Genomic DNA, 21,165 nt, shown 5'->3' on the forward strand with positions numbered 1-21,165 from the left:
GACCCAGGTGATGACCGACGCGGCGGCGAAGCACGCTGCCGAACTCGCGAACGACTTCAAAGCGGCGTTCCGCTTCCACCCGGCCGGGGTCGCGCTCATCACCGCAGCGACGCCGGAGGGCCCGGTCGGGCTGACCGCGTCGAGCGTCGCCTCGGTCGCGGTGGATCCGGCCGCCCTCGTATTCTCGGTCACCCGCACGACGGGCAGCGCCGGGCTCATCCTCGCGGCTGACTCCTTCCTTGTACACCTGCTCGATGCACGACACGCTGCCATCGCGCAGGAGTTCGCCGTTTCCGGCGGCGAACGCTTCACCCCGGAGCAGGGGTGGACGACGCTCCCCACCGGTGAGCCGCACCTCGTCGGCGTGAACTCCGCGCTTCGGGCACGGTCGATGCAGCAGATTTCGGTCGGCGGATCGATGCTCGTCGTCGCTGAGGTGCTCGAGATCCACGCGGCTCCAGGCGAACCGGATGCGGCAGCGGCAATGGCGTACCGCGACCGGGCCTTCACGAGACTCGGCGAACGCCTGTAGCGCAGCGACCACCACCCACAGTCCCAACGAAAGGAACACTCACATGTCCGTCTACACTCTTCCCGATCTGCCATACGACTACTCGGCGCTCGCGCCGCACATCTCGGGCCGCATCATGGAGCTGCACCACTCGAAGCACCACCAGGCCTACGTGACCGGCGCGAACACCGCGCTCGAGCAGCTCGCCGAGGCCCGCGACTCGGGGAACCTCGCGAACGTCAACAAGCTCGAGAAGGATCTTGCCTTCAACCTCGGCGGCCACATCAACCACTCGATCTTCTGGGAGAACCTCTCGCCGAACGGTGGCGGCGACCCCACGGGCGAACTGCTCGAATCGCTCGGGTCGAACTTTGGCTCGCTCGAGCAGTTCCGTGCACACTTCACCGCGACCGCGATGGGCGTGCAGGGCTCGGGCTGGTCGGTGCTCGCGTGGGACGAGCTGGGCAAGCGCCCCGTCATCTTCCAGCTGTTCGACCAGCAGGGCAACGCCCCGCTCGGCGTCACGCCGCTGCTGCAGCTCGACGTCTGGGAGCACGCCTACTACCTCGACTACGAGAACGTGCGCGCCGACTACGTGAAGGCGTTCTGGAACCTCGTGAACTGGGACGACGTCGCTCGCCGCTTCGCAGCGGTCCAGAAGTAAGCAGCGGGGTCCAGCGACCCCGCCTCGACCGAGCGCGGCTGCCCCAGCGGTGGCCGCGTTTGGCTGTTTCCCGGGCGGCGCCCTGAGAGGACTCCCATGACGATCTTGATTATCGGTGCGAGCCGAGGCCTCGGGCGTGCACTTGCTGACGGCCTGGCGACCGCGGGGCACGACGTCGTTGGGGTCGCGCGCACGATTCCGGACGGTAGGCCAGGCTGGATCGCTGCTGACCTGTCGCGGCCGGCCGAGGCGGCGCGCGGGATCGCGGCGGCGATCCCGGCAGGCCTCGACACCGTCATCTGGAACGTGGGCATCTGGGAGCAGGCGGCGTTCTCAGAAGCGTACGCATTCGCGGGCGGCGCAGCGCGTGCGGGTGCTGATGCTGACGCCGAGATCGAGGCGCTGATCCAGACCAACGTCACCGCGGCGATCCTCGTGTTGCGGCGGCTCCTCCCCGGGCTGCTCACACACACGCAGCCGCGAGTCATCATCACCGGATCCACCTCGGGGCTGCGGGGGAGCGGCCGGCCCGAGGTGGCATTCGGAGCATCGAAGTTCGCGATCCACGGCATCGCTGACGCGCTGCGCGAGGGCTACCGAGAAGACCGGCTCGCGGTCACGACGCTGCAGCTCGGCTACCTGAACACCGACGACGGCCTCGACGTGCCTGTCGCGGACGCTGCCGAGCGCGGCGCAGGTCAGCTCGTTCCCGTGCACGACGTCGTGCGGATCGTGCAGACCCTGCTCGAGCTGTCGCCCGCCGCGTTCGTGCGCGATCTCACGCTCCCAGCGATCCTCGACGACCGCTTTTAGCCGGAGGCAAGACGCGCCTGTTCGACTGCCAGCAAACTCTCAGGCGACCGTAGCCGAACCGAACCGACCCGTGTCGGACGGCTGGACCGGGCCGGGAAGAGTGTGTGTATCGCGGCCCAGAGCGGGCCCACCGCCAGCTTGGCTGAGCGAGAGGAGCACACACCGTGTCGAGACTTCCCCGGGAAACGTACGTTTCCCCGCAGCGCAATGGCTACCCGAACCACCCGACCGCAGTCATGCGGCGGCGTCGCATGGTCGCAATCGTCATCGCGACGTTCGTCGCCGCGGCCATTGCTGCTGGTGTCACGCTGTCGCTGATGGCGGGCGCGTCGAAGATCCCAGGGGTCGCGGGGATCGCAGGCGTGCCGGGAGCCAGTGCCGCGCACGATGACGGCGAAACCGGCGCCATCGACATGAACGACCCAATCTCGCCATTCGACACCGAGCACCCGGCCGTGAGTCGGCTCGACCCTGCGGTGCGCGAGGCAATTCAGGCCGCAGCCACGGATGCGGAGGCGGATGGCATCGAGATCCTGCTCACCTCCGGCTGGCGCAGCGCGGACTATCAGGCCGGCCTGCTGCAGGACGCGATCGCCGACTACGGCAGCGAGAGCGCGGCGCGCGAGTTCGTGAGCACACCGGAGGGCTCGAAGCACGTCACCGGCGAGGCCGTTGACATTGCGCGCGTCGACCCAGCGCTGTGGCTCGAACAGTACGGGGCGAGCTACGGGCTCTGCCGGGCCTTCGTCAACGAAAGCTGGCACTTCGAACTACTCACCGAGCCCGGCGGCGAATGCCCGGTCATGCTCGCCGATGCGAGCGAAGCCGCATGAGCGTCAGCGAGGCGCGGCTCGCCGAACTCTACGTTGACCGGCAGGCGGTCGCGCGCAACGTGCAGCACTTCCGACGCATCACCGGCACGTCGGTGATGGCGGTCGTGAAAGCCGACGCGTTCGGGCACGGCGACGTCGCACAGATCGCGCTCGAGAACGGGGCGACGTGGATCGGCGTCGCGAGCATCCCCGAGGCGCTCGCGCTTCGCGCCGACGGCATTGCCGCGCCGATCCTCAGCTGGCTCAACCCGGTGAACGCCGCGTGGGCCGACGCGATCGCCGCCAGCATCGACGTGGCGGTCACGAGCATCGAACAGCTGTACGCGATCGCCGCCGCGGCGGAGCGCTACGGCACGGCCGCCCGCGTCCACCTGCACCTCGATGTCGGGATGAGCCGGGACGGTGCCCCGAGCGAGATCTGGTCGGTGCTCTGTATCGCCGCGCGCGAGCTCGAAAAAGCCGACCGGATCGACGTCGTCGGCATCATGGGGCATCTCTCGAACGCGGACGACCCCGGCCACGCGCAGAATGACACCGAGCGGCTGCGGTTTACGAACGGTGTGCGCGCGGCGAGGCGGCGCGGGCTCACGCCGCGCGAGCTGCACCTTGCCGCGTCAGCGGCAGCACTGCACCGCCCTGACCTGCGGTTCTCGATGAGCCGCGTCGGCGCGGGCCTGTACGGCATCGATCCGGCGGCGCGGGCGGACCTCGCGCCGGCGTTGACGCTCACCGTGCCCGTCGCGCAACTGCGGGCAGTGCACGCGCAGCAGGGGGTCGGTTATGGCCACGACCACGTGACCGGCGAGGCGACAACGCTGGCCGTACTGCCCATCGGGTACGGCGACGGGCTGCCCAGGGCCGCCCAGGGCCGCGCTGAGGTGAGCATCCGCGGGCAGCGGCTGCCCATCGTCGGGCGGATCTCGATGGACCAGATCGTCGTCGACGTCGGGCAGCATCCTGTCGAACTCGGCGACGTCGCGCTCGTGTTGGGCCCCGGCGACCGGGGCGAGCCGACGGCGCGCGACTGGGCCGCATGGGCGGGCACGATCGAACACGAGATTGTCACGCGAATTGGAGTACGGCGCAGTAGGGTGCTGCGAACCGCAGATGAAAGGTGGGCACGATGAGTGCACCAACACAGGTCTTGGTCATTGGCGGGGGCGCGAACGCGGAACACTTCGTCTCCCTCGGATCGGCAGCGGCGGTGCGCGAGGCGCTCAGCGAGAGCGGGCACCGGGTGACCGGTCTCACGATCCGCCGCGACGGCGAGTGGGAAACGCTCGCGGGGGAGCAGATCGGGATCGCGGAGGCGATCGGGCGCCTGCGCGACAGCGATGTCGTGTTCCCGGCGCTGCACGGCGAAAGCACCGAGGACGGCACGTTTGCCGGATTTCTCGAGTGTGTCGGCGTCCCGTACGTCGGCTCGGGGGTGCGGGCCGGCGCGCTCGCGATGGACAAGTGGGCCTCGAAGCTCATCGCCGAACATCTCGGCGTCGCGACCGCACGCGGTGTGCTCCTCGACCGCGACAGCATCTACGGCGATCCGGCGCAGATGCCGCTACCGCTCGTCGTGAAGCCCGTCGCCTCCGGCTCGAGCTACGGTGCCGCACGCGTCGAAGACAATGACGCGTTGGCGGTCGCGATCGCCGAGGCGCGCACGATTGATAGCCGCGTGCTCATCGAAGAGTTCGTTGTCGGCCGCGAGATCGATGTCGCCGTGCTGCGCCTGGCGAGCGGCGAGATCCACATTCCGCCGCCGCTCGAGATCGGCAAGGGGACGGAAGAGATGTTCGACACCGCGCTCAAATACGATGCCGAACCCAATTTCTTGCTCCCGGCGCAGGTCACCCCCGCGGTGGGCGAGGCGCTCAGGCGCGCGGCCCGCGCAATCTACGAGGCGCTCGGGTGCGAGGGCGTCGCGCGCGTCGATTTCTTCGTGCGCGGCACCGAACTCGTGTTCAATGAGATCAACACGATGCCCGGAATGACGGCGCACTCGCAAGTGCCGCGTATGTTTGCAGAAGACGGCGTAACGTTTGCTCAGCTCACCGCGATGCTCGTCGAGTCCGCGTATGCGCGAGGCGCCCGCACAACCTAGGGAGTGGCATGCTGAAGATTCTCGTCGTCGAGGACAACCCCGAGCTCGCACAGGCATACCGGCTTGCGCTGAGCCAGCGCGGCCACGACGTGCAGATTGAGGGCACCGGCGCCGGCGGCGCACGGGCGGCGATCGCCGACGAGCCGGACGTCGTGCTGCTCGATCTCATGCTGCCCGACATCGATGGGTTCAGTGTGTGCCGGCACATTCGCCAGGACTCGGACGTGCCGATCATCATGCTCACCGCGCGCGACGACGACGGTGACGTGATCGGCGGACTCGACTCGGGTGCCGATGACTACGTGGTGAAACCCGTGTCTCCCGGGGTGCTTGAGGCACGCATCCGTGCGGTGATGCGGAGCCGCCGGCCAGCGACCGCCGACCCGGAAGCCGCGACCGCGCTCGAGTATGGCGGGCTGCGGGTCGACCTCGCATCGCCCGTGGTCACCCGCGACGGCGTCGAGCTCGAACTCTCGCCGAACGAACTCCGACTGCTCATGGCCCTGCTCGAGCATCAGGGGCAGGTGCTCAGTCGTGAGCAGCTACTCGAGCAGGCGTGGGGGTCAGCTGACGTCCCGGATCTCCGGCTCGTGAACGCGGCGGTGCAGCGCCTGCGGTTAAAGATTGAAGAAGACCCGGCGGATCCGCAGTTGCTCCACACGGTTCGCGGCTTCGGATACCGACTCGGATGATGCGCAGCACGTGGCGCCCGAACCTGCGCACCCGCATCACCATCGCGGTCGTCGCTGTCGCCGTCGGAGTTGCGGCGACGACCGCGGGAGCGCTCGTCTGGAACGCACGATCCATCATCCTGGAGTCGAAGCAGGAAGCAATCTATGATGTGCTGCGGTTCGAGACGAAGGTGGCCGTTGAATCGCTGCCTGACTCCCCGGACCCTACGGATCTCATGCTCGCTGCTGAACAATTCTCAGTGCCGGCCGTGCTCATCAACCTGCGCACGGGGGAAAGCGGCGGGCCGCTTCCCATCGGAGAGGTCCCGCAGTATCTCAGGGACGCCTTGGGCGACGGCTTGGGGGTTTCCGCATACGAACGTTCCAGCCGCTACGGCTATCTCGAGTTCACTGCGGGCCTCGCCGTGTACGACCGCGAAGGCAATGACCCGATTGCGGCATTTGGCGTGTTCAACATGCAGGGCCAGCAGGATGAGATCGATCGGCTCGTCAACCTGGGGGCCCTGATCGGCGCGGCGTTTGTCGTGGCCGCTGCGCTCATCGGGTTGCTCGTCGGTCGGCAGCTCGGACGGCCGCTGCAGCAGCTCGTCGAGGTCGCAGATGGCTTAGGGGATCGGGAACGACCCCCGGTGAAAGACACCGACTATCCAGACGTGAACGCGGTGCTCGACGCCATGCGGCACTCGGCTGAGCGGCTCGACACGACCATCGAACAACTCGAGCAGAGCGAGGCAACCGCGCGGCAGCTCGTTGCTGACGTTGCGCACGAGCTGCGCACCCCGCTTGCGAGCCTCGTTGCGGTCTCCGAGATTCCCGCCGACACTGAGGCGGCGACGGTGCAAGACCGACAGGCGGCTGGGGGGATTGCCGCGCGCAGCGCCACGCATCTCGCTGCCCTCACCAACGACATCCTCGAGATGTCGCGGTTCGATTCGGGCAAGAGCGAGGTCTCGGCGCGTTGGATTGACCTCGAAGAGCTCTGGCGGGAGATCATCGAGTTGCGGCAGTGGGAAGGCGTGACGTTTACCCTCAGTGGCGAGCCGATCGTCAAGACTGACATCGTTCGCGTGAAACTCATCCTCACGAACCTCGTCACGAACGCGCTTCGGCACGGCGCAGCTCCCGTCGATGTGACGGTTGACGTCACCGACGCAGGGATGGCCATCGCGGTCGCCGACGCTGGCCCCGGTGTAGCGCCCGAACACGTCGAGCAGGTGTTCAACCGCTTCTACAAGGCGAGCGCCGCACGCGCGAACAGCGAGAGCAGCGGGCTGGGGCTGGCAATCGTCCGCGAGAACGCGCGCGTGCTCGGCGGCGACGCCTGGTTGTCGCAGGAGAGCGGCACTGTCTTCCAGGTGACGCTGCCGGCGCAACGCTAGCGATTACGCGGCCCGGTGGGCCATCGGTGTGTGTCCAATGGTGCGTCGGAACGCGTTGGTAAACCCGTTATGGGTCATCCCAACTCGTGCCGCGACGGTACTCACCTGTGTGCCGCGTTCGAGGAGCGGGATCGACAGCTCGATACGAAATCTCGTGCGCCACTCGGTGAAGCTGAGCCCAGTTTCGGCGAGGAATGCCCTGCGGAGTGAAGTCACGCTGCAATGCAGGGTTGCCGCCCAGTCATCGAGCGTGCTGTCGTGCGAGGGGTCCGCTTCGAACGCCGCGACGACGGGACCTGTCAGGGTTCCTCGGGGGAGGGGCACGGTGCGAGTGAGTGCGCTGGTTCTGGGTGCTTCGCGCAGGCGTGCCCCGAGCTGCCCAAGTGCGGCGAACTCGTCGGTGCGGGCGTAGCGCAGCAGCAGGGTGCGCAGCGCTGGACTGACGAGGAGGGCGTGAGTGTTGCCGGGACCCGGTCGGGGCGGAGCGGGAAGGATGCTGACCGGGACGAATTCGTCGTCGAAGCGTGCGCTGTGCTCGGCACCGGCGGCGATCCACACCGCCGTGCGCTGGTCGACAGTGAACGGGGTGCCGGCGACATCCAGAGCGCACGTCCCGCTGGCGGCGTACAAGAGCTGCGCTTCGTCGTGTCGATGTGGGGCATGGCCCCACCAGTCCAACTCATCGTCGGAAGCTGGAGGGAGGGCGTCGGCGGAGGCCGGGGAGAGGGTTGGGCGCTGCATGTGAGACCTTGAACGTTGAGTGGGAAACATCAGACTTAGGTAAACCTAAGCTTATCTCGAAGGTAGATTTCCGCGCAGTTCAACAGAAAGGGGCGCCGAGTGACGACGTCCCTCACCCGGGAAAAGCAGCGAGCCCACGTTCCCCGGGCACCGGCATCACGGCGCACGGTGGGCTTCATCGTTCTTGCGGCGCTGCTCGGAGCATCGGTCCTTGCTGGCCTCGCGCTCGGTGCACGCGAGATATCGACCCTCACCGTCGTCGAAGCGTTGCTCGGGAGGCTACCCGCAGAGGACTACAACGGACTTGTCGTGCTCACGGAACGCCTGCCGCGTGTGATGCTCGGGATCTTGGTCGGCGCATGTCTCGGTGCAGCCGGCGCGATCATGCAAGCAGTGACTCGCAATCCGCTCGCGGACCCCGGGATCCTCGGAGTGGAGGCCGGCGCGGCTGCCGCCGTCGTGGTTGGTATTGTGATGTTTGGGGTCCACGAGCCGCGGGGCTATTTCTGGTTTGCGCTCGTTGGTGCGGCGGTCGCAGCCGTCGCGGTTGGGTTTATCAGCCGCGCGACTACCACTGCGTCACGCGAAATCGCTCTCGTGATTGCGGGAGCTGCGGTGGCGGCGCTCCTCATGAGCATCGTCACGTTACTGACCGTCCGAGACGAGGCAGTGTATTCGAGCCTGCGTTCCTGGTCTGTCGGATCGCTCGTCGGGCGCGGTCAGATGATTGGTGAACTCCTGCCCTTTGCCGTGATCGCGCTGCTCCTTGTCCTCACACTCGGGAAGTCGCTCGATGCGCTCGCGCTCGGGGACGAAGTCGCGGCCGGACTCGGAGTCCGTGTTGGACCGGTTCGTCTCTGGGCAGCGGGGGTTGGCGTGCTGCTGGCGGCTGTCGCGACCGCCGCTGTGGGGCCGGTGGCATTCGTCGGTCTCGTTGCCGCGCACGTTGCTCGGCTCCTCGTCGGAACCGAGCACCGCTGGCTGCTGCCCTATTCGATCCTCACCGGTGCAGTGCTTCTGACGGCCGCCGACGTCGCGGCTCGGCTGGTTCCTGGCCGAGGCGAGCTGGAGGTCGGCATCATGACCGCCGTTGTCGGTACGCCCTTCTTTGTGTACCTTGCCCGCCGACGAGTGAGGACTGGATCGTGAGCCAAGATGTTCGGAGCCGGGCCGAGCGGTCGCGCGAACTGCAGGTGCAGGCGACCGCTGCGCACATTCGTGCGAAGCAGCGCGCAGTGGGACTGCGGCACGCCATCGTCATCTGCGGCTTTGTGTTCGCCGCCAGTGCCCTGCTTGTCGTGCAGCTCTTCCTGACCGGGGACGCGCACATTCCAGCCAACAATGTGATTCCGGCGGCACTCGGGCAGAGCGATGGGCTTGCGGATTATGTGGTTCGCCGGACAAATCTGCCGCGCGCGCTGGGGGCACTCCTCGGCGGTGCACTATTTGGGCTCTCGGGCGCGCTCGCCCAGCGACTCTTCGGAAACCCGCTCGCCACGCCCGACATCATTGGAATCTCCTCCGGTGCCGGTGCCGGCGCGATGATCGTCATCGCAGGATTCGGGGCTACTGGCATCGGTGTGCAGGCGGGCGCGCTCGCAGGTGCCCTGGTCGTCGCGCTCGTCGTGTACGCACTGAGCTGGAGCGGCGGGGTACAGAGCTACCGGCTGATTCTTATCGGAATCGGAGTGGGGGCGTGTGCGAGCGCGATCGTTACGTTCATCGTCACCCGTCTCGACGAAGTGAGCACGCAGCGAGCGATGCGATGGCTGATCGGATCGCTCAATGGGGCCGACGCACGCGCGGCAGCGTTGCTCACGGTAGCACTCGGCGTCGGCCTCGTGCTGGTGCTGCTGATTCGGCGCGCCCTGAGCGACCTTGCCCTTGGTGACGAGTTGGCGGCGGGACTGGGAATACGAGTGTCGGCGGTGCGATTCGCTGCACTATTGCTTGCGACGTTACTGGCAGCACTTGTCACCTCGGTGACCGGACCGATCGCGTTCGTTGCGCTCGTTGCGGGGCCCATAGCCACGAGGGCGCTGCGCGTCCCCGACGCTCCAATCGTTGCCGCGCTGGTTGGTGCCGTGCTGCTGTGCGCGACCGATATCGCAGCGCAAACATTGCCACTCATTAGCCCGGTGCCGACCGGGGCAATCACCGCGTTGTTCGGCGCACCGGTGCTCATCGCACTGCTCGTCCGGAGAAAGGCATCCGTATGACCGAATATCCGCCGGCGCTCCGTGCCGAGAATGTCAGCGTTGGCTACTCGAAGCATGAGGTGATCTCGGGGCTCGAGGTTTCCGTGTCCCGCGGACACATCACTACTCTCATCGGGCCAAACGGCAGCGGGAAGTCGACGCTGCTCAAGGCGCTGGCCAGAATTCAACCACTCGCCCGGGGCTCGGTCTACCTCGATGGCACAGATATTCACCACATGCCGACGAAAGTGGTCGCTCGCAAGCTCGGGCTCCTGCCGCAGTCACCGCTCGCTCCCGAGGGGATCACGGTCGCGGGTCTTGTGCGGCGCGGCAGACACCCGCATGGTAGGTCGCTCGGACGTGGAACGATTGGTGACACTGAAGCGGTAGCCGAGGCACTCGAACTCACCGGCACCGCGAGCTTCGCAATGCGGACCGTTGACTCGCTCTCAGGTGGTCAACGCCAGCGAGCCTGGATTGCCATGGTGCTTGCACAGTCGACTCCGATTCTCTTGCTCGACGAGCCGACGACCTTTTTAGATATTGCGCACCAGATCGAGGTGCTGGAGCTCCTCTCGCGCCTGCGGCACGAACACGGGAAGACCGTATTGCTCGTGCTCCACGATCTCGAACAGGCGGCCGCATATTCGGACCAGATCATTGCGCTCAAAGCAGGGAAGATCGCGGCAGTCGGCCCTCCGAAGAAAGTGGCGACTGAAGCGTTCGTCGCCGATGTTTTTGGCCTCGCCTCCCGGGTCATCCAAGACCCCGATACCGGGTCGCCGCTGATTCTTCCTCGGGGGCGAATCACTCGCGACGACTCGACGGAATCGAACACCCTTGACTGAAAGAAGGAACACGATGAATACGATCATGCGACGCGCGACGGTAGTGACGGCGGCGATCATGGCGGCGGGACTCCTCGCAGGGTGCGGGGCGGCTGGGCCGTCGGAGGGGGACGCAGCAGACACTGCAGGATCCGCTGGGTATCCCCTCACACTGGATACTCCGTGGGGCGACACCACAATCGAATCGCAGCCGAAGAAAGTCGCGGTCGTCTCGTCGGTAGACCTGGACATCGCGCTCGCGCTGGGCGTTGAACCTATTCTCGCCCCACAGTACGCCGGGAACGACTTCGAAGCGTGGACAGAGACCGCACTTGAGGATCGCGGCTTTGAGCTAGAGACCTACGATTCAACTGATGGCACTGACTACATTGCGATTGCGGCAGCCGAACCCGACGTGATTCTCGCGACGAGCGGCTGGACCCTTGACGACGACTACGAGAAGCTTGCCGACATCGCCCCAGTCGTCACGTGGGGTGAAGGACAGGAACTCACCGACCTGACATGGGCGGACCGAACCATGCTCGCCGGGAAGGCACTCGGACTCGAACACGCAGCACAGCAGATTGTCGGCGATGTTGATGCAGCATTCGCCGAAGCTGCTGCAACCCATCCAGAGTGGCAGGGGCAGACGCTCACCTACGCGGTGATGCACCCGTCACAGATCAGCTATGTCACCTATGACGGCAGCGACGTGAGCTTCTTCACTGATCTCGGGTTCGTGCTTCCGGCGGCCGCGAGTGACTTCAGCGACGCGAGCAACTCGGTGAGCATCGAGAACATTGATGTGCTCGACTCTGACGTATTGCTCGTTGGGTACCCCTTCGGAGACGAAGGCATCCTCACGCAGACCGCCCTAGAAAGCAACGCGCTGTTCCAGCAGCTGAGCGCAGTTCAAGAAGGCCGCTACGGGATCCTTGGCGACGACGTAGCCTCGCCTCTGGCCTACCCGACACCGCTGAGCCAGCCGTGGGTGCTCGACCGAATGGTCACGCAGCTTGAAGACACCATCAAGTAACGAGACGAGAACCTGACGATGGCGAAGAGTATCCGACCCCAACTCACCTACCCGATCAGCCTCCGTAGGCTCACGGTCCGCCGCGCGTACGATGTGAGCGAAGGCATGCGCCGCGTCGAACTCGAGGGCCATGAACTGTGCGGCGGCGAACGAAACGGGTTCACGCTGCCCGAGTTTGCCTCTGACGGCTTCGACGACGAGTTGAAGATTTTCTACCCCGACCCAGAGACCGGCAAGCTGAGCTTGCCCGAGCAGCGCGACCGCTTCATCGACTGGCCCCGCGACCCGCGTCCAGAATCACGCACCTACACGGTCCGTGACTTCGACGCCGACGCCGGTGTGCTCGTATTGGATTTTGCGCGGCACGCGCGTGGAGTCGCAACGGACTGGGCCGAGACTGCGGTCGTAGGGTCCGAGATCCACATCGCCGGCCCGAAAATGGCCTGGTTGCACCCCGTGGGTGCGGACTGGTTGTTCATCGGCGGTGACGACACCGCGCTGCCGGCAATCGCCCGTTGGCGCGAAACAATGCCTCGTGACAGCACTGGCGTCGCACTCCTCGAGGTCGATAATGCAGCCAGTGAATTCGCGATAGATCATCCCGTCGGGGTCGAAGTGCGCTGGCTGCACCGGGACGGCGTGCCCGCCGCACGCTCCACTGCACTCATTGACGCAACGCTCGCCGAGCCCTGGCGTGACGGCAAACCATTCTGCTGGTTTGCGGGGGAGACGGGCGTGCTCCGGCCGATCCGCACCTACCTCCGCACCACACGCGAGCTGCCACGAGAGCGGGTCGAAGTCACCGGCTACTGGCGTGCCCCGGTCGGAGATGACCTCGACGTGGATCTCGATGAGGACGGCGCGGATTTGCATCATCTCGGTGACCTGGTGCCGCCGTTCGCTCTGCGAGCAGCCGTGAGCCTGGGTATCGGGCCTGCACTGCGGAATGGCGCGCGCACAACCGCGCAACTGGCGAACGAAGTGGGTGCACACGCTCCTTCACTCGCGCGCCTCCTGCGGTACCTTGGCACGCTCGAACTTCTCGAAGAACGAGACGGCGGATGGGCGCTGACGCGCGCCGGGAGTGCCCTCGATGACGATTCCGAAACCGAGGGGCTTGACCTCACCGACCCGTTGGCACAGGAACAGCTCGCGCTCACGGGGATGCTCGACGTGATCCGAACGGGTGTTCCTGTTGGAACGGGCCGCGAGGCCGCCCGGGAGCTCGACCCCGCGCTCGACGCCGCACTGATCGCGGCGGAGGCAGACGACCTCAGTTATGTCGCGACCTCATTCGGCAGCGCGGAAGTGCCGTTCGCGCGGGGTGAGCATCTCGTCGTAGCCGGCGACGGGGTGCTGAGCGTACTAGCTACCGCGCTGACCGGCGACGAAGAACTGCGCGTAACGCTCCTCGAACGCCCCTCGCGCGTCGCCGCGCAGCTGGCGGTGCTCCCTGCCCGGCATCGTGACCGAGTCACAGTCGTGCACGGCACAGGCCTCGACAGTTGGCCAGTGACCGACGGAACCGTGCTGCTTGTCGGAGCCTTGCGCGACCTGCCAGACGCGGACGCCGCGCACCTGCTGCGACTCGCAGCGGGTGCCGGCGGCCGAGTGCTCGTGTTCGAGACGCTCCTCGGTATCGATGAAATCGACGATCACGACGCGGGCGATGACCTGCGCGCGCTCTGCACCACAGGGGTCGGGACGCGCACCCTCACGGAACTCGAAGCGGTTGTCGCCGCCGCAGGACTCAGCGCGACAGCCAGGTCAATCGGGTGGGGTGAACTGCTGCTCACGCTGGCACGGGTATGACCGCACACAGGTTGAGTCTCGCCGGCATCCGAAGCCCGCGTGCGCTCGTGTTCCGCACCGTCGGAGCCGCCCCCGGCTTGGCCGGGGGCGCTGCCGCCCTGATGGTAGTCCAACAGGTCGCCGAGTTTACGGTGCCAGTGCTCATCGGCGTTGCCATCGACGAAAGCATCGCTGCGGGCAACCTCGGGAATGTTGTCTGGTGGGCGGCCATGCTGGTGCTGAACTTTCTGGTGCTTGTGTTCGCCTACCAGTATGGCTCCCGCCTCGGGCTGCGCGCGGTAGAGAGCGTGCAGCACAGCCTCAGGGCTGCGCTGACTGAGCGCTTGATTGCACCGACCGGCATCGCCGGTCACCGGCCGGTTGGGGAGATGCTCGCAATTGCTGGCTCCGACGTCACTCGGCTCTCGCAAGCGGTACTGATCGTGATCTTCCCCGCTGCAGAGTTCGCTGCGCTCACGTACGCCGGCGTTGCGCTCACGCTCATCTGGTGGCCGCTCGGCCTCGCGGTCTTTGGCGGCGGAATCGTGTTCGTGCTCACCATGGAAGTCATTGGCCGGCCATTCCGCGAACGTACGGAGCGCGAGCAGGAACATATAGGGGACGTCGGCGCGGTCACAGCAGACATGCTGATGGGCACCCGCACACTGCGGGGCTTCGGCGCGGCGGCATGGGCCATCGATCAGCACGCGGCAGCAAACATCTCGGCGCTCGCGGCGACGAAACGCGCGCGGGCAGCGGAGCAGCGCTTCATCGCGCTCTCCAGGAGCATGTCTGCTGTCCTCGTCGTCGCGATCGCTGTGACGGCAGGATTTCTTGCGCTCAACGGCGCGATTACCGTGGGCCAGCTTGTGATCGTCGTCGGGCTCGTTCAACTGGTGATCGGTCCGCTCGAGGCACTCGCGATTAACCTGGCGACAGTGTGGCTTGCGGCGCTAGCGTCAGCCAAGCGCGTGCTGGCGCTGTTCGCTGAAGACGAGGACCGACCCGAGCCTCTCGGCATGCAGCACCCGCCACGCTCTCACGAGGATCCACCCGTTCTCGAGGTGCACGCTTTCGGGCAGCGGATTCGCGTCTCCGGGGGACAGATTGTCGGCGTGGCAGCCCCCTCAGCTCCCGCGAATGCGCTCGGGGCCCAGCTGCGGCGCTGCGGGCAGCAAGAAGCAGGCCTGATGTGGCTGAACGGGGACGACAGCTCAGTGCTCGTTGCGCGGGAACTCGCTGCCCGGCTGCTCGTCGCGACCCAGCGGGTTGCGGGTGCGGCACTGCCAGCGGTGCCGACGCAGTTGCGCGAGGCGGCGCAGGCGGTGGACCCTGCACTGTCAGGCGGGGAGCTGCAGCGAGAGGCCCTCGCGCACGCCTACGCTTCTGCCTCACCGGCGCTTGTGCTTCACGATCCTACGTCTGCCGTCGACCCAGCGACCGAACAGCTCATTGCAGAGCGTCTGAGGTCTGCGGTCCGTGGCCGAGCAGTGCTCCTCATCACGACGTCGCCAGCGCTCCTCGCAGTCACCGACACCGTGGTGGCCTGCGGAACCGCAGGGTACACGCGGGGGCGACATCACGATCTCCTAGCAGACCCCGGCTACCGGGAGCTCCTCGGATGAGCGCGACGATACCACTTGCCTCCTTCGCACGCGCTCGCCGCTGGCTGTTCGCGGAATTGCGGCCGTGGCGTGCACGCATCCTCGCGTCGATGCTGCTGTTCGCGCTCGCCGCCGCTGCCGGGCTCGTGCTGCCGTTTGCGCTCGGCAGGCTCGTCGACGCTGTTCAAGCAGGCGACCGCAGCGCGGTATTTCCGATCGGCGCTGTCGCGCTCGGTGGTCTTATCGGGGCGGCGGTCGTCTCCGCGGGGGCTGCCGTACTGCTCACCTTCAGTCTCGAAGTCGTCCTCGCTGGTGTCCGGAGCCGTGTGACCGCCGCCGCGCTCGGACTGCCAGGGGACATTGCGGATGCCGTTCCGGCCGGAGAGTTGACCTCTCGTGGGAGCGACGATGTGGACGCGCTGCGAGAAGCGATTTCCGGGCCTATCCCAACGCTGGCAAGTTCAGCGGCGGCGGTTGGGATGACGCTCATGGGCCTACTCGCGCTCCACCCCGGCTTTCTCGCGGCAATAGTCGTTGTGATTCCAGTGCACGTGCTCGCAGTGCGGGCCTACCTGCGGCGGGCGCCAAGATTGTACGAGCAAGAACGCACAATCGTTGCCCGCCGATCCAGGGGCCTGTATGAGGCGCTCCAGGGGAGAGAAGCGATCCGGGCATACGGTTCCATGGGCGGCGTACGGGAGCTGGCGGTCAGGAGGTCCTGGGCTGTGGTGCGCGCAGCCATGAGTATCCGAGTGGTGCAAAGCCGGTTCTTCCTGCGGCTCGGTTTCGCAGAGATGCTGGGCACGGTCACGCTCTTGCTCGTTGGCTTTGCGCTCGTCGCTGCACAGCTCGTGACGGTCGGGCAAGCCACCACCGCACTGCTGGTGCTGCTTGCGCTCTTCGCCCCCATGAATGGTCTGCTGCTCGTGATCGATGACTTGCTGGCGGCGAGTGCCGCGCTGCGCAGAGTCGTCGGTGTCGTTGACGCGGCGGAGCCTGAGTATCGTGTTGAACGGTCTGGGGGTATCGCCGCCTGTCCAGGCCCCCGCAATGTTGCAGGCCCAAGCGCAGCGATTGCGTTGGAACGGGTGTCCGTAGAACTTGGCGGCAGGCGGGTGCTGCGCGATGTCAGCATACGTGTCCCTGCCGGGCAGGTCGTCGCACTCGTCGGGGCCTCCGGCGCGGGGAAGACAACGCTTGCTCGCGTGCTCGCCGGCGATCTTGCCGTGAGCGCTGGTATCGTGCGCGTGCACGATACCGACCCCGTGTTGACGAATGCTAGCGGCATCGCGCGTCTCGTCACGGTGGTTGACCAGTACCCGCACGTTTTCGGAGTGACGCTTGCAGAGAATTTGCTACTCGCTGACCCGCGCGCCACGGATGAAACGATACGTGCGGCTGCCGGGCGTGATGGGTGGGGAACAGGCCTCGACACAGACCTCGGGGCGACGGACATCGACAGTGAGCTGCGGCAGCGTCTGGCAGTCGGACGAGCGTTGCTCGGGAAGTCGCCCGTCGTGATATTTGACGAAGCGACCGCCGGGTCGGATGGAGTGGGGGCTCAGGAACTCGACGGTCTCATCCGGGCGGCCTGCGTTGGGCGGACGGTCATTATGATTGCGCATCGACTGTCGCAGGCTGAGAAGTGTGATCGGGTGATTGTGATGGAGCGCGGGGGCATCGTCGAAGACGGTGCCCCCGCTGAGCTCCGACCAGCTGGTGGGACATATGCCAGACTCTGGGAAGCCTGGGCGGCTGGGGGGAACCGTGGCGCTACCGCTTAGAGCCGCTCGAGAATGGTCGCGTTCGCCATCCCGCCGCCCTCGCACATCGTCTGCAGGGCGTAGCGGCCGCCACTGTCCTGCAGCGCGTGCACGAGCGTCGTCATGAGGCGGGCGCCGCTCGCTCCGAGTGGGTGGCCGAGTGCGATCGCGCCACCGCGCACGTTCACCTTCGACAGGTCGGCCCCGGTCTCCTTCGCCCAGGCGAGAACGACGGGCGCGAACGCCTCGCTCACCTCGAACAGGTCGATGTCGTCGATTGTGAGGCCCGCTCGCTCGAGCACCTTCTGCGTCGCGGGGATGACCGCGGTGAGCATGTAGACCGGATCCGCGCCGGCAACCGCGAAGCTGTGCACGCGCGCGAGTGGCTTCAACCCGAGCTCTGCGGCCTTCTCGCTGGTCATCACCATGATCGCGGCGCTGCCGTCGCTGATCTGGCTTGCCGATGCCGCGGTGACGCTCCAGTTGATCTGCGGGAACCGCGCAGCCATCTTCTCGTTCACGAACGCGGGCTGGAGCGTGGCGAGTTTTTCGAGGGTGCCCCCTGCGCGAATGCCCTCGTCGTGGGTGAGCCCTGCGATCGGGGCGAGCTCCGCATCGAACGCGCCCGAGCGAGTCGCCGCGTCGGCCTTCTCGTGCGAGCTGAGCGCGAAGCTGTCCATGTCTTCGCGGGAGATGCCCCACTTGGCGGCGATGAGCTCCGCGGAGTATCCCTGGTCGATGAGGCCGTCGGGGTAGCGCTCGGCGAGACCTTCGCCATCGATGTCGGCTGTGCCCGCGACGGACATGCCCATGGGGACGCGGCTCATCGACTCGACGCCTGCGGCGATCGCGATGTCGTATGCGCCGGAGATGACGCCCTGCGCGGCGAAATGGAGCGCCTGCTGGCTGCTGCCGCACTGCCTGTCGATCGAGGTCGCCGGCACCGAGTCAGGGAAGCCAGCCGCGAGCACCGCGCGGCGCGTGATATTGCCACCCTGTTCGCCGACCTGGCTGACCACACCGCCGATGACGTCGTCGACGAGCGCCGGATCGATGCCGGTTCGCTCGATGAGCGCGCTCAGTGAGTGGGCGAGGAGATCGACCGGGTGAACGTCCGCGAGGGCGCCGCCCTGGCGGCCCTTCCCGACCGGTGTGCGTACTGCCTCTACGATGACTGCGTCTCTCAACATGCTGTCCTTTCAGCTTCTTTGCTTGGTTTGAGCTTACGAGGTTCGTGCGGGGCGCACGAGCCTGAGTTGTCTGGCTTCCACGAGGTGTGCGGAGTCTTCGCCCCACACGTTGATGGTTTCCGTCACCCAGCCGCCCGCGGTAACCGCGGTGGTGTGAGCTTCCACGAGTACCCAGGGTGACACTGCTGCGCCCCCGCTGAAGTGCGCTGAGAGTTCGACAGTCGGAACACCGGCTGGCCGGGAGAGAGTTGCCGCGTACGACGGGGCGAGGGCGTCGACGAGGAAGAGGAGCCGGAGTTCGTCGGGCGGAAGATCATCTTCGACCATCCGGATCCACGCGGTGAGCGTCGGATCTGCTCCGCCTGCGAACGGCCGGTTGGGGCCGAGCGCTCGGATCTCGGTGTGCCCGCCGACGGGAACAAACGCGGGCGGGGGCCGGAACAGTTCACCCTCGCGCCACTCGGGAACGAGCGGGGCACGAGGGGAGAACGCCGCGACGGGAGTGTCGGCGTCGCTGCCGAAGAGCGCGGTGGCGCTCGCGAGTGCTGCGTCGGAGGCGGCGGGCGATGCTGCCGGGAGGATCCGGGAGCTGTAGGACGCCGTACTGCGGGTCGTGACGTCCGGGGTGACCGAGACGGCAAACGGATCGCGCACGGAACGGTGCAGGCGCCCGGAGATGCTGCGCAATGGGAGTGTGGGCTCGGCGACGCGCAGCCCAGCCGCCATCGCCGCGACAACGAGGCCGCCGTGCAGGCCGCCGAAACCCCAGAGTTGGCGCGGTACCTCGCGGATGCCGTCATGCGGGACGCGGAGGAACTGGTCGATGGGCGCGAACTCGACGGCTGTGTCAGGCTGCGCAGCCCCGAGCTGCTGCGTGAAAAGGTCCATGGCTCGACAGTACGGTCTGGCTATGGTTAACGCAAGTCAGCTGCTACGATTACCGTATGTCCGTCACGCTCGCAGGCCCCCTCGCCGACCGATCCGCCTGGAACACCGAGGCATGCTCGATCGGCAAAGCGATGGAGGTCGTGGGCTCGCGCACTGCGATGCTCCTGCTCCGCGAGGCTTTCTACGGCACAACACGGTTTGATGATTTCGCCGAGCGCGTCGGTGTCACCGACGCTGTCGCCGCGGCCCGGCTGAAGAAACTCGTGGCGCTCGGGATCTTCGCGAAACGCCCCTACCGTGAGCCTGGGCAGCGCACCCGCCACGAATACCTGCTCACGCAGATGGGGCGCGACCTGTTCCCAGCGGTTGCCGCGCTCATGCAGTGGGGAAACACGTATCTGCAGCACAGCGGCGGCCCACTCGCACTCGTCGACCGGGGGACCGGCACCCCGGTCACCATCGACGCACGCAGCGAGTCCGGAGAGGCGCTCGCCGTCGAGGACATCGCCGTGCGCATCAACCTTGACTGGCTGCAGCGCGAGCCTGGCGGATCCTAGAGTAAAGCGTTGACGGCATCACGGTCAGATGGAACGGACCCTCGCCTGATCTGCGCACCGAGCATCGCGACGCCCACAAGCGAGGAGAGTGCCGCCGCGAGCGGCCAACCCCAATCGCCGGTGAAGACGGCGGCGGACAGCGCCGCGACGTACAGACACGCCATCCCGGCGTGACCGACAGCCTCCCAACGGGTGAATCCGCGCACGCCCTCGGACTGGGCCGCAGTGGAGTCGCGGGCTGCCGCGGGCCTCATGCGCATCGCACGGCGGGGCCCCGCCCAGAACGCCACGAGTGCGACGCCGACGAGGGTGCCGGCGCAGATTGCTGTGTTGATCCAGTCCGCCCTGGCGGCGAAGATGACGCCGAAGACGAGGAACAACAGGCCGAAGCCCGTGACAACCACAGTGGGCGTGGCCGCGGAAGCTTTCCGTCGATTCAGATCGGCTGTCGGCATACGGGAAGGATAGCGCGCGGACAGCCGTCGCGCACCCCGCCGATGCTCAGCGCCGCGAGGCACCGCCTCATGCGGTACTGGTGATTTCAGTGAGCGGAAGTGGCGCTCGCCCGCGCGAGCGGGTGAGGATCGAAGCTGCATCCTCCCCTCTCGAGAGAAAGACCTCCCATGCGCACACATCACACACTTATCGGCTCGCTGCTCGTGCTCGGCGCCGCATCGCTGAGCCTCACGGCGTGCAGCTCAGACCCCGTCGCGAATGAAGCTGCTGCGTGCGACGCCTACGCCGGATTCGCCGACTCGGTCGCCGCCGCAAAGGCGACCCTCGCGAACGAGCCGACGGTGGGCGAGATCGCCGACGCGCGCGATAGCGTCCAGAGCGCATACGCGGATCTCGGCGCATCGCTCGAGTCAGTTGCTGCCGACCGCAAGACCGCGTTGGAAGACGCAGTTGCTGCGTTCAACTCTGCCGTCGAGAACGTCGACTCCGACATGACGGTGCCAGAGGCCGTGCAGTCGCTGTCGGGCGAGTTCCAAGCCCTCGAGCAGGCAGACACGCACATCACTGAGGCGCTGAACTGCGGCTAACGTGAAGCCCCGAACACACACGTGTGCCCTCGTGATCCGCCCGCTGAGCAGGGAGATCACGAGGGCACACGTGCGCGAGCCGCAGGTCACACAGGCTGCACGCTTCCGAGGGCATGCTGCTTCAGCGCGGTGAACTCCTCGACGGAGATGGCCCCCGAATCGAGCAGGGCCTGGGCCTTCGCGATTTCATCGGCCGGGCTGCTTCCCGCCACCGAGCGGATGTACTCCTCGGCCGCCTGCTGGCCCTCAGCGACGCTCTTCGCCCCACGCTCGGACATACCCTCGCCGCGAGCGATGATGTACACGAGCGACGTCAGCAGGGGAACGAACACGAGGAAGACGAGCCAGAGCGCCTTCCACCAGCCGTTGAGGTGCTTGTCACGGAACAGGTCGGTGATGATCGCAATGAGCGCGTAGAGCGCTGCGATAAAGACGAATGCCCAAAAGAACACGGTGATGATGTTCCAGAGCGAATCCCAAAAACTCATGGGTGATCTCCTAATCGTTGAATGAAATGCAGGGTTGGTGGATCGGGGT

22 protein-coding genes are annotated in these 21,165 nt (G+C 66.6%); 17 read left to right on the forward strand and 5 right to left on the reverse strand.

Annotated elements, in window-relative coordinates:
* The first annotated feature begins 10 nt into the window (after positions 1-10).
* The 8 genes from AUL38_RS05460 (at position 11) to AUL38_RS05495 (ending at position 6,990) form a co-directional block, all read left to right on the forward strand.
* Positions 11-532, forward strand: coding sequence for a flavin reductase family protein (locus AUL38_RS05460; protein WP_059059989.1), 522 nt, complete (start codon positions 11-13; stop codon positions 530-532).
* Positions 533-575: 43 nt separating this feature from the next.
* Positions 576-1,175, forward strand: coding sequence for a superoxide dismutase (locus AUL38_RS05465; protein ID WP_059059874.1), 600 nt, complete (start codon positions 576-578; stop codon positions 1,173-1,175).
* Positions 1,176-1,271: 96 nt separating this feature from the next.
* Positions 1,272-1,988 carry an SDR family oxidoreductase gene (locus AUL38_RS05470; RefSeq protein WP_059059876.1) on the forward strand — a complete coding sequence of 239 codons (717 nt, stop codon included), beginning with the start codon at positions 1,272-1,274 and terminating at the stop codon, positions 1,986-1,988.
* Positions 1,989-2,152: 164 nt separating this feature from the next.
* Entirely contained in the window at positions 2,153-2,821 is a 669-nt protein-coding gene (locus AUL38_RS05475) for a M15 family metallopeptidase (protein ID WP_153006482.1), read from the forward strand.
* Positions 2,818-3,948, forward strand: a complete 1,131-nt coding sequence (gene alr, locus AUL38_RS05480; RefSeq protein ID WP_083506626.1) for an alanine racemase — start codon at positions 2,818-2,820, stop codon at positions 3,946-3,948. The genes AUL38_RS05475 and alr overlap by 4 nt, the downstream gene beginning before the upstream one ends.
* Positions 3,945-4,919, forward strand: a complete 975-nt coding sequence (locus tag AUL38_RS05485) for a D-alanine--D-alanine ligase (RefSeq protein WP_059059880.1) — start codon at positions 3,945-3,947, stop codon at positions 4,917-4,919. The genes alr and AUL38_RS05485 overlap by 4 nt, the downstream gene beginning before the upstream one ends.
* 8 nt (positions 4,920-4,927) lie before the next feature.
* The gene (locus AUL38_RS05490) at positions 4,928-5,611 is read left to right on the forward strand and encodes a response regulator transcription factor (RefSeq protein WP_059059882.1); all 684 of its coding nucleotides are present in this window, start codon (positions 4,928-4,930) and stop codon (positions 5,609-5,611) included.
* Positions 5,608-6,990 carry a sensor histidine kinase KdpD gene (locus AUL38_RS05495; RefSeq protein ID WP_059059899.1) on the forward strand — a complete coding sequence of 461 codons (1,383 nt, stop codon included), beginning with the start codon at positions 5,608-5,610 and terminating at the stop codon, positions 6,988-6,990. Before AUL38_RS05490 ends, AUL38_RS05495 begins: the two co-directional genes overlap by 4 nt.
* Positions 6,991-6,993: 3 nt before the next feature.
* On the opposite strand, the gene AUL38_RS05500 is transcribed toward AUL38_RS05495, so the two are convergent.
* Positions 6,994-7,731: an AraC family transcriptional regulator gene (locus AUL38_RS05500; protein WP_161937410.1), complete on the reverse strand. Its 738-nt coding sequence runs from the start codon at positions 7,729-7,731 to the stop codon at positions 6,994-6,996.
* A gap of 99 nt (positions 7,732-7,830) precedes the next feature.
* Between AUL38_RS05500 and AUL38_RS05505 the strand changes: the two genes are divergently transcribed.
* Genes AUL38_RS05505 through AUL38_RS05535 form a run of 7 tightly spaced genes read left to right on the forward strand, consistent with a single transcriptional unit; the run spans position 7,831 to position 16,971 of the window.
* Positions 7,831-8,880 carry an iron ABC transporter permease gene (locus AUL38_RS05505; RefSeq protein ID WP_059059903.1) on the forward strand — a complete coding sequence of 350 codons (1,050 nt, stop codon included), beginning with the start codon at positions 7,831-7,833 and terminating at the stop codon, positions 8,878-8,880.
* Positions 8,877-9,950 (forward strand): iron chelate uptake ABC transporter family permease subunit, encoded by a 1,074-nt coding sequence (locus AUL38_RS05510; RefSeq protein ID WP_201023689.1) that lies wholly within the window; start codon positions 8,877-8,879, stop codon positions 9,948-9,950. The genes AUL38_RS05505 and AUL38_RS05510 overlap by 4 nt, the downstream gene beginning before the upstream one ends.
* Positions 9,947-10,777, forward strand: coding sequence for an ABC transporter ATP-binding protein (locus tag AUL38_RS05515; RefSeq protein WP_059059905.1), 831 nt, complete (start codon positions 9,947-9,949; stop codon positions 10,775-10,777). The genes AUL38_RS05510 and AUL38_RS05515 overlap by 4 nt, the downstream gene beginning before the upstream one ends.
* Positions 10,778-10,790: 13 nt before the next feature.
* Positions 10,791-11,792 carry an ABC transporter substrate-binding protein gene (locus tag AUL38_RS05520; protein WP_059059907.1) on the forward strand — a complete coding sequence of 334 codons (1,002 nt, stop codon included), beginning with the start codon at positions 10,791-10,793 and terminating at the stop codon, positions 11,790-11,792.
* An 18-nt stretch (positions 11,793-11,810) separates the two neighbouring features.
* The gene (locus AUL38_RS05525; RefSeq protein ID WP_059059909.1) at positions 11,811-13,604 is read left to right on the forward strand and encodes an SIP domain-containing protein; all 1,794 of its coding nucleotides are present in this window, start codon (positions 11,811-11,813) and stop codon (positions 13,602-13,604) included.
* Positions 13,601-15,208 carry an ABC transporter ATP-binding protein gene (locus tag AUL38_RS05530; RefSeq protein WP_059059911.1) on the forward strand — a complete coding sequence of 536 codons (1,608 nt, stop codon included), beginning with the start codon at positions 13,601-13,603 and terminating at the stop codon, positions 15,206-15,208. The genes AUL38_RS05525 and AUL38_RS05530 overlap by 4 nt, the downstream gene beginning before the upstream one ends.
* A complete protein-coding gene (locus AUL38_RS05535) occupies positions 15,205-16,971 on the forward strand; it encodes an ABC transporter ATP-binding protein (RefSeq protein ID WP_059059913.1) in 1,767 nt (588 codons plus the stop codon). The genes AUL38_RS05530 and AUL38_RS05535 overlap by 4 nt, the downstream gene beginning before the upstream one ends.
* Here the strand turns inward: AUL38_RS05535 and AUL38_RS05540 are convergent.
* Positions 16,968-18,137, reverse strand: coding sequence for an acetyl-CoA C-acyltransferase (locus AUL38_RS05540; protein WP_059059995.1), 1,170 nt, complete (start codon positions 18,135-18,137; stop codon positions 16,968-16,970). The two genes, AUL38_RS05535 and AUL38_RS05540, sit on opposite strands and share 4 nt — an antisense overlap.
* A 36-nt stretch (positions 18,138-18,173) precedes the next feature.
* Entirely contained in the window at positions 18,174-19,028 is an 855-nt protein-coding gene (locus AUL38_RS05545) for an acyl-CoA thioesterase domain-containing protein (RefSeq protein WP_059059915.1), read from the reverse strand.
* Positions 19,029-19,084: 56 nt separating this feature from the next.
* Between AUL38_RS05545 and AUL38_RS05550 the strand changes: the two genes are divergently transcribed.
* Positions 19,085-19,585 (forward strand): helix-turn-helix domain-containing protein, encoded by a 501-nt coding sequence (locus tag AUL38_RS05550; protein ID WP_059059917.1) that lies wholly within the window; start codon positions 19,085-19,087, stop codon positions 19,583-19,585.
* Here AUL38_RS05550 and AUL38_RS05555 read toward each other — a convergent pair.
* Positions 19,582-20,040: a hypothetical protein gene (locus AUL38_RS05555; protein ID WP_153006484.1), complete on the reverse strand. Its 459-nt coding sequence runs from the start codon at positions 20,038-20,040 to the stop codon at positions 19,582-19,584. The genes AUL38_RS05550 and AUL38_RS05555 overlap by 4 nt on opposite strands.
* Before the next feature lie 168 nt (positions 20,041-20,208).
* Here AUL38_RS05555 and AUL38_RS05560 point away from each other — a divergent pair, with 168 nt between their 5' ends.
* Entirely contained in the window at positions 20,209-20,628 is a 420-nt protein-coding gene (locus AUL38_RS05560) for a hypothetical protein (protein WP_059059922.1), read from the forward strand.
* An 86-nt stretch (positions 20,629-20,714) separates the two neighbouring features.
* On the opposite strand, the gene AUL38_RS05565 is transcribed toward AUL38_RS05560, so the two are convergent.
* Positions 20,715-21,116 carry an SHOCT domain-containing protein gene (locus tag AUL38_RS05565; RefSeq protein WP_059059924.1) on the reverse strand — a complete coding sequence of 134 codons (402 nt, stop codon included), beginning with the start codon at positions 21,114-21,116 and terminating at the stop codon, positions 20,715-20,717.
* Between the last annotated feature and the right edge of the window lie 49 nt (positions 21,117-21,165).

This window comes from Leucobacter sp. G161, from assembly GCF_001482305.1.
Classification (GTDB): domain Bacteria; phylum Actinomycetota; class Actinomycetes; order Actinomycetales; family Microbacteriaceae; genus Leucobacter.

Excerpts from the sequence above, each read along its gene's own strand:
- AUL38_RS05460 (WP_059059989.1), top strand. The coding sequence starts at position 11 with ATGACCGACGCGGCGGCGAAGCACGCTGCCGAACTCGCGAACGACTTC.
- AUL38_RS05465 (WP_059059874.1), top strand. The coding sequence starts at position 576 with ATGTCCGTCTACACTCTTCCCGATCTGCCATACGACTACTCGGCGCTC.
- AUL38_RS05470 (WP_059059876.1), top strand. The coding sequence starts at position 1,272 with ATGACGATCTTGATTATCGGTGCGAGCCGAGGCCTCGGGCGTGCACTT.
- alr (WP_083506626.1), top strand. The coding sequence starts at position 2,818 with ATGAGCGTCAGCGAGGCGCGGCTCGCCGAACTCTACGTTGACCGGCAG.
- AUL38_RS05485 (WP_059059880.1), top strand. The coding sequence starts at position 3,945 with ATGAGTGCACCAACACAGGTCTTGGTCATTGGCGGGGGCGCGAACGCG.
- AUL38_RS05490 (WP_059059882.1), top strand. The coding sequence starts at position 4,928 with ATGCTGAAGATTCTCGTCGTCGAGGACAACCCCGAGCTCGCACAGGCA.
- AUL38_RS05495 (WP_059059899.1), top strand. The coding sequence starts at position 5,608 with ATGATGCGCAGCACGTGGCGCCCGAACCTGCGCACCCGCATCACCATC.
- AUL38_RS05500 (WP_161937410.1), bottom strand. The coding sequence starts at position 7,731 with ATGCAGCGCCCAACCCTCTCCCCGGCCTCCGCCGACGCCCTCCCTCCA.
- AUL38_RS05515 (WP_059059905.1), top strand. The coding sequence starts at position 9,947 with ATGACCGAATATCCGCCGGCGCTCCGTGCCGAGAATGTCAGCGTTGGC.
- AUL38_RS05520 (WP_059059907.1), top strand. The coding sequence starts at position 10,791 with ATGAATACGATCATGCGACGCGCGACGGTAGTGACGGCGGCGATCATG.
- AUL38_RS05525 (WP_059059909.1), top strand. The coding sequence starts at position 11,811 with ATGGCGAAGAGTATCCGACCCCAACTCACCTACCCGATCAGCCTCCGT.
- AUL38_RS05530 (WP_059059911.1), top strand. The coding sequence starts at position 13,601 with ATGACCGCACACAGGTTGAGTCTCGCCGGCATCCGAAGCCCGCGTGCG.
- AUL38_RS05535 (WP_059059913.1), top strand. The coding sequence starts at position 15,205 with ATGAGCGCGACGATACCACTTGCCTCCTTCGCACGCGCTCGCCGCTGG.
- AUL38_RS05545 (WP_059059915.1), bottom strand. The coding sequence starts at position 19,028 with ATGGACCTTTTCACGCAGCAGCTCGGGGCTGCGCAGCCTGACACAGCC.
- AUL38_RS05550 (WP_059059917.1), top strand. The coding sequence starts at position 19,085 with ATGTCCGTCACGCTCGCAGGCCCCCTCGCCGACCGATCCGCCTGGAAC.
- AUL38_RS05555 (WP_153006484.1), bottom strand. The coding sequence starts at position 20,040 with ATGCCGACAGCCGATCTGAATCGACGGAAAGCTTCCGCGGCCACGCCC.
- AUL38_RS05560 (WP_059059922.1), top strand. The coding sequence starts at position 20,209 with ATGCGCACACATCACACACTTATCGGCTCGCTGCTCGTGCTCGGCGCC.
- AUL38_RS05565 (WP_059059924.1), bottom strand. The coding sequence starts at position 21,116 with ATGAGTTTTTGGGATTCGCTCTGGAACATCATCACCGTGTTCTTTTGG.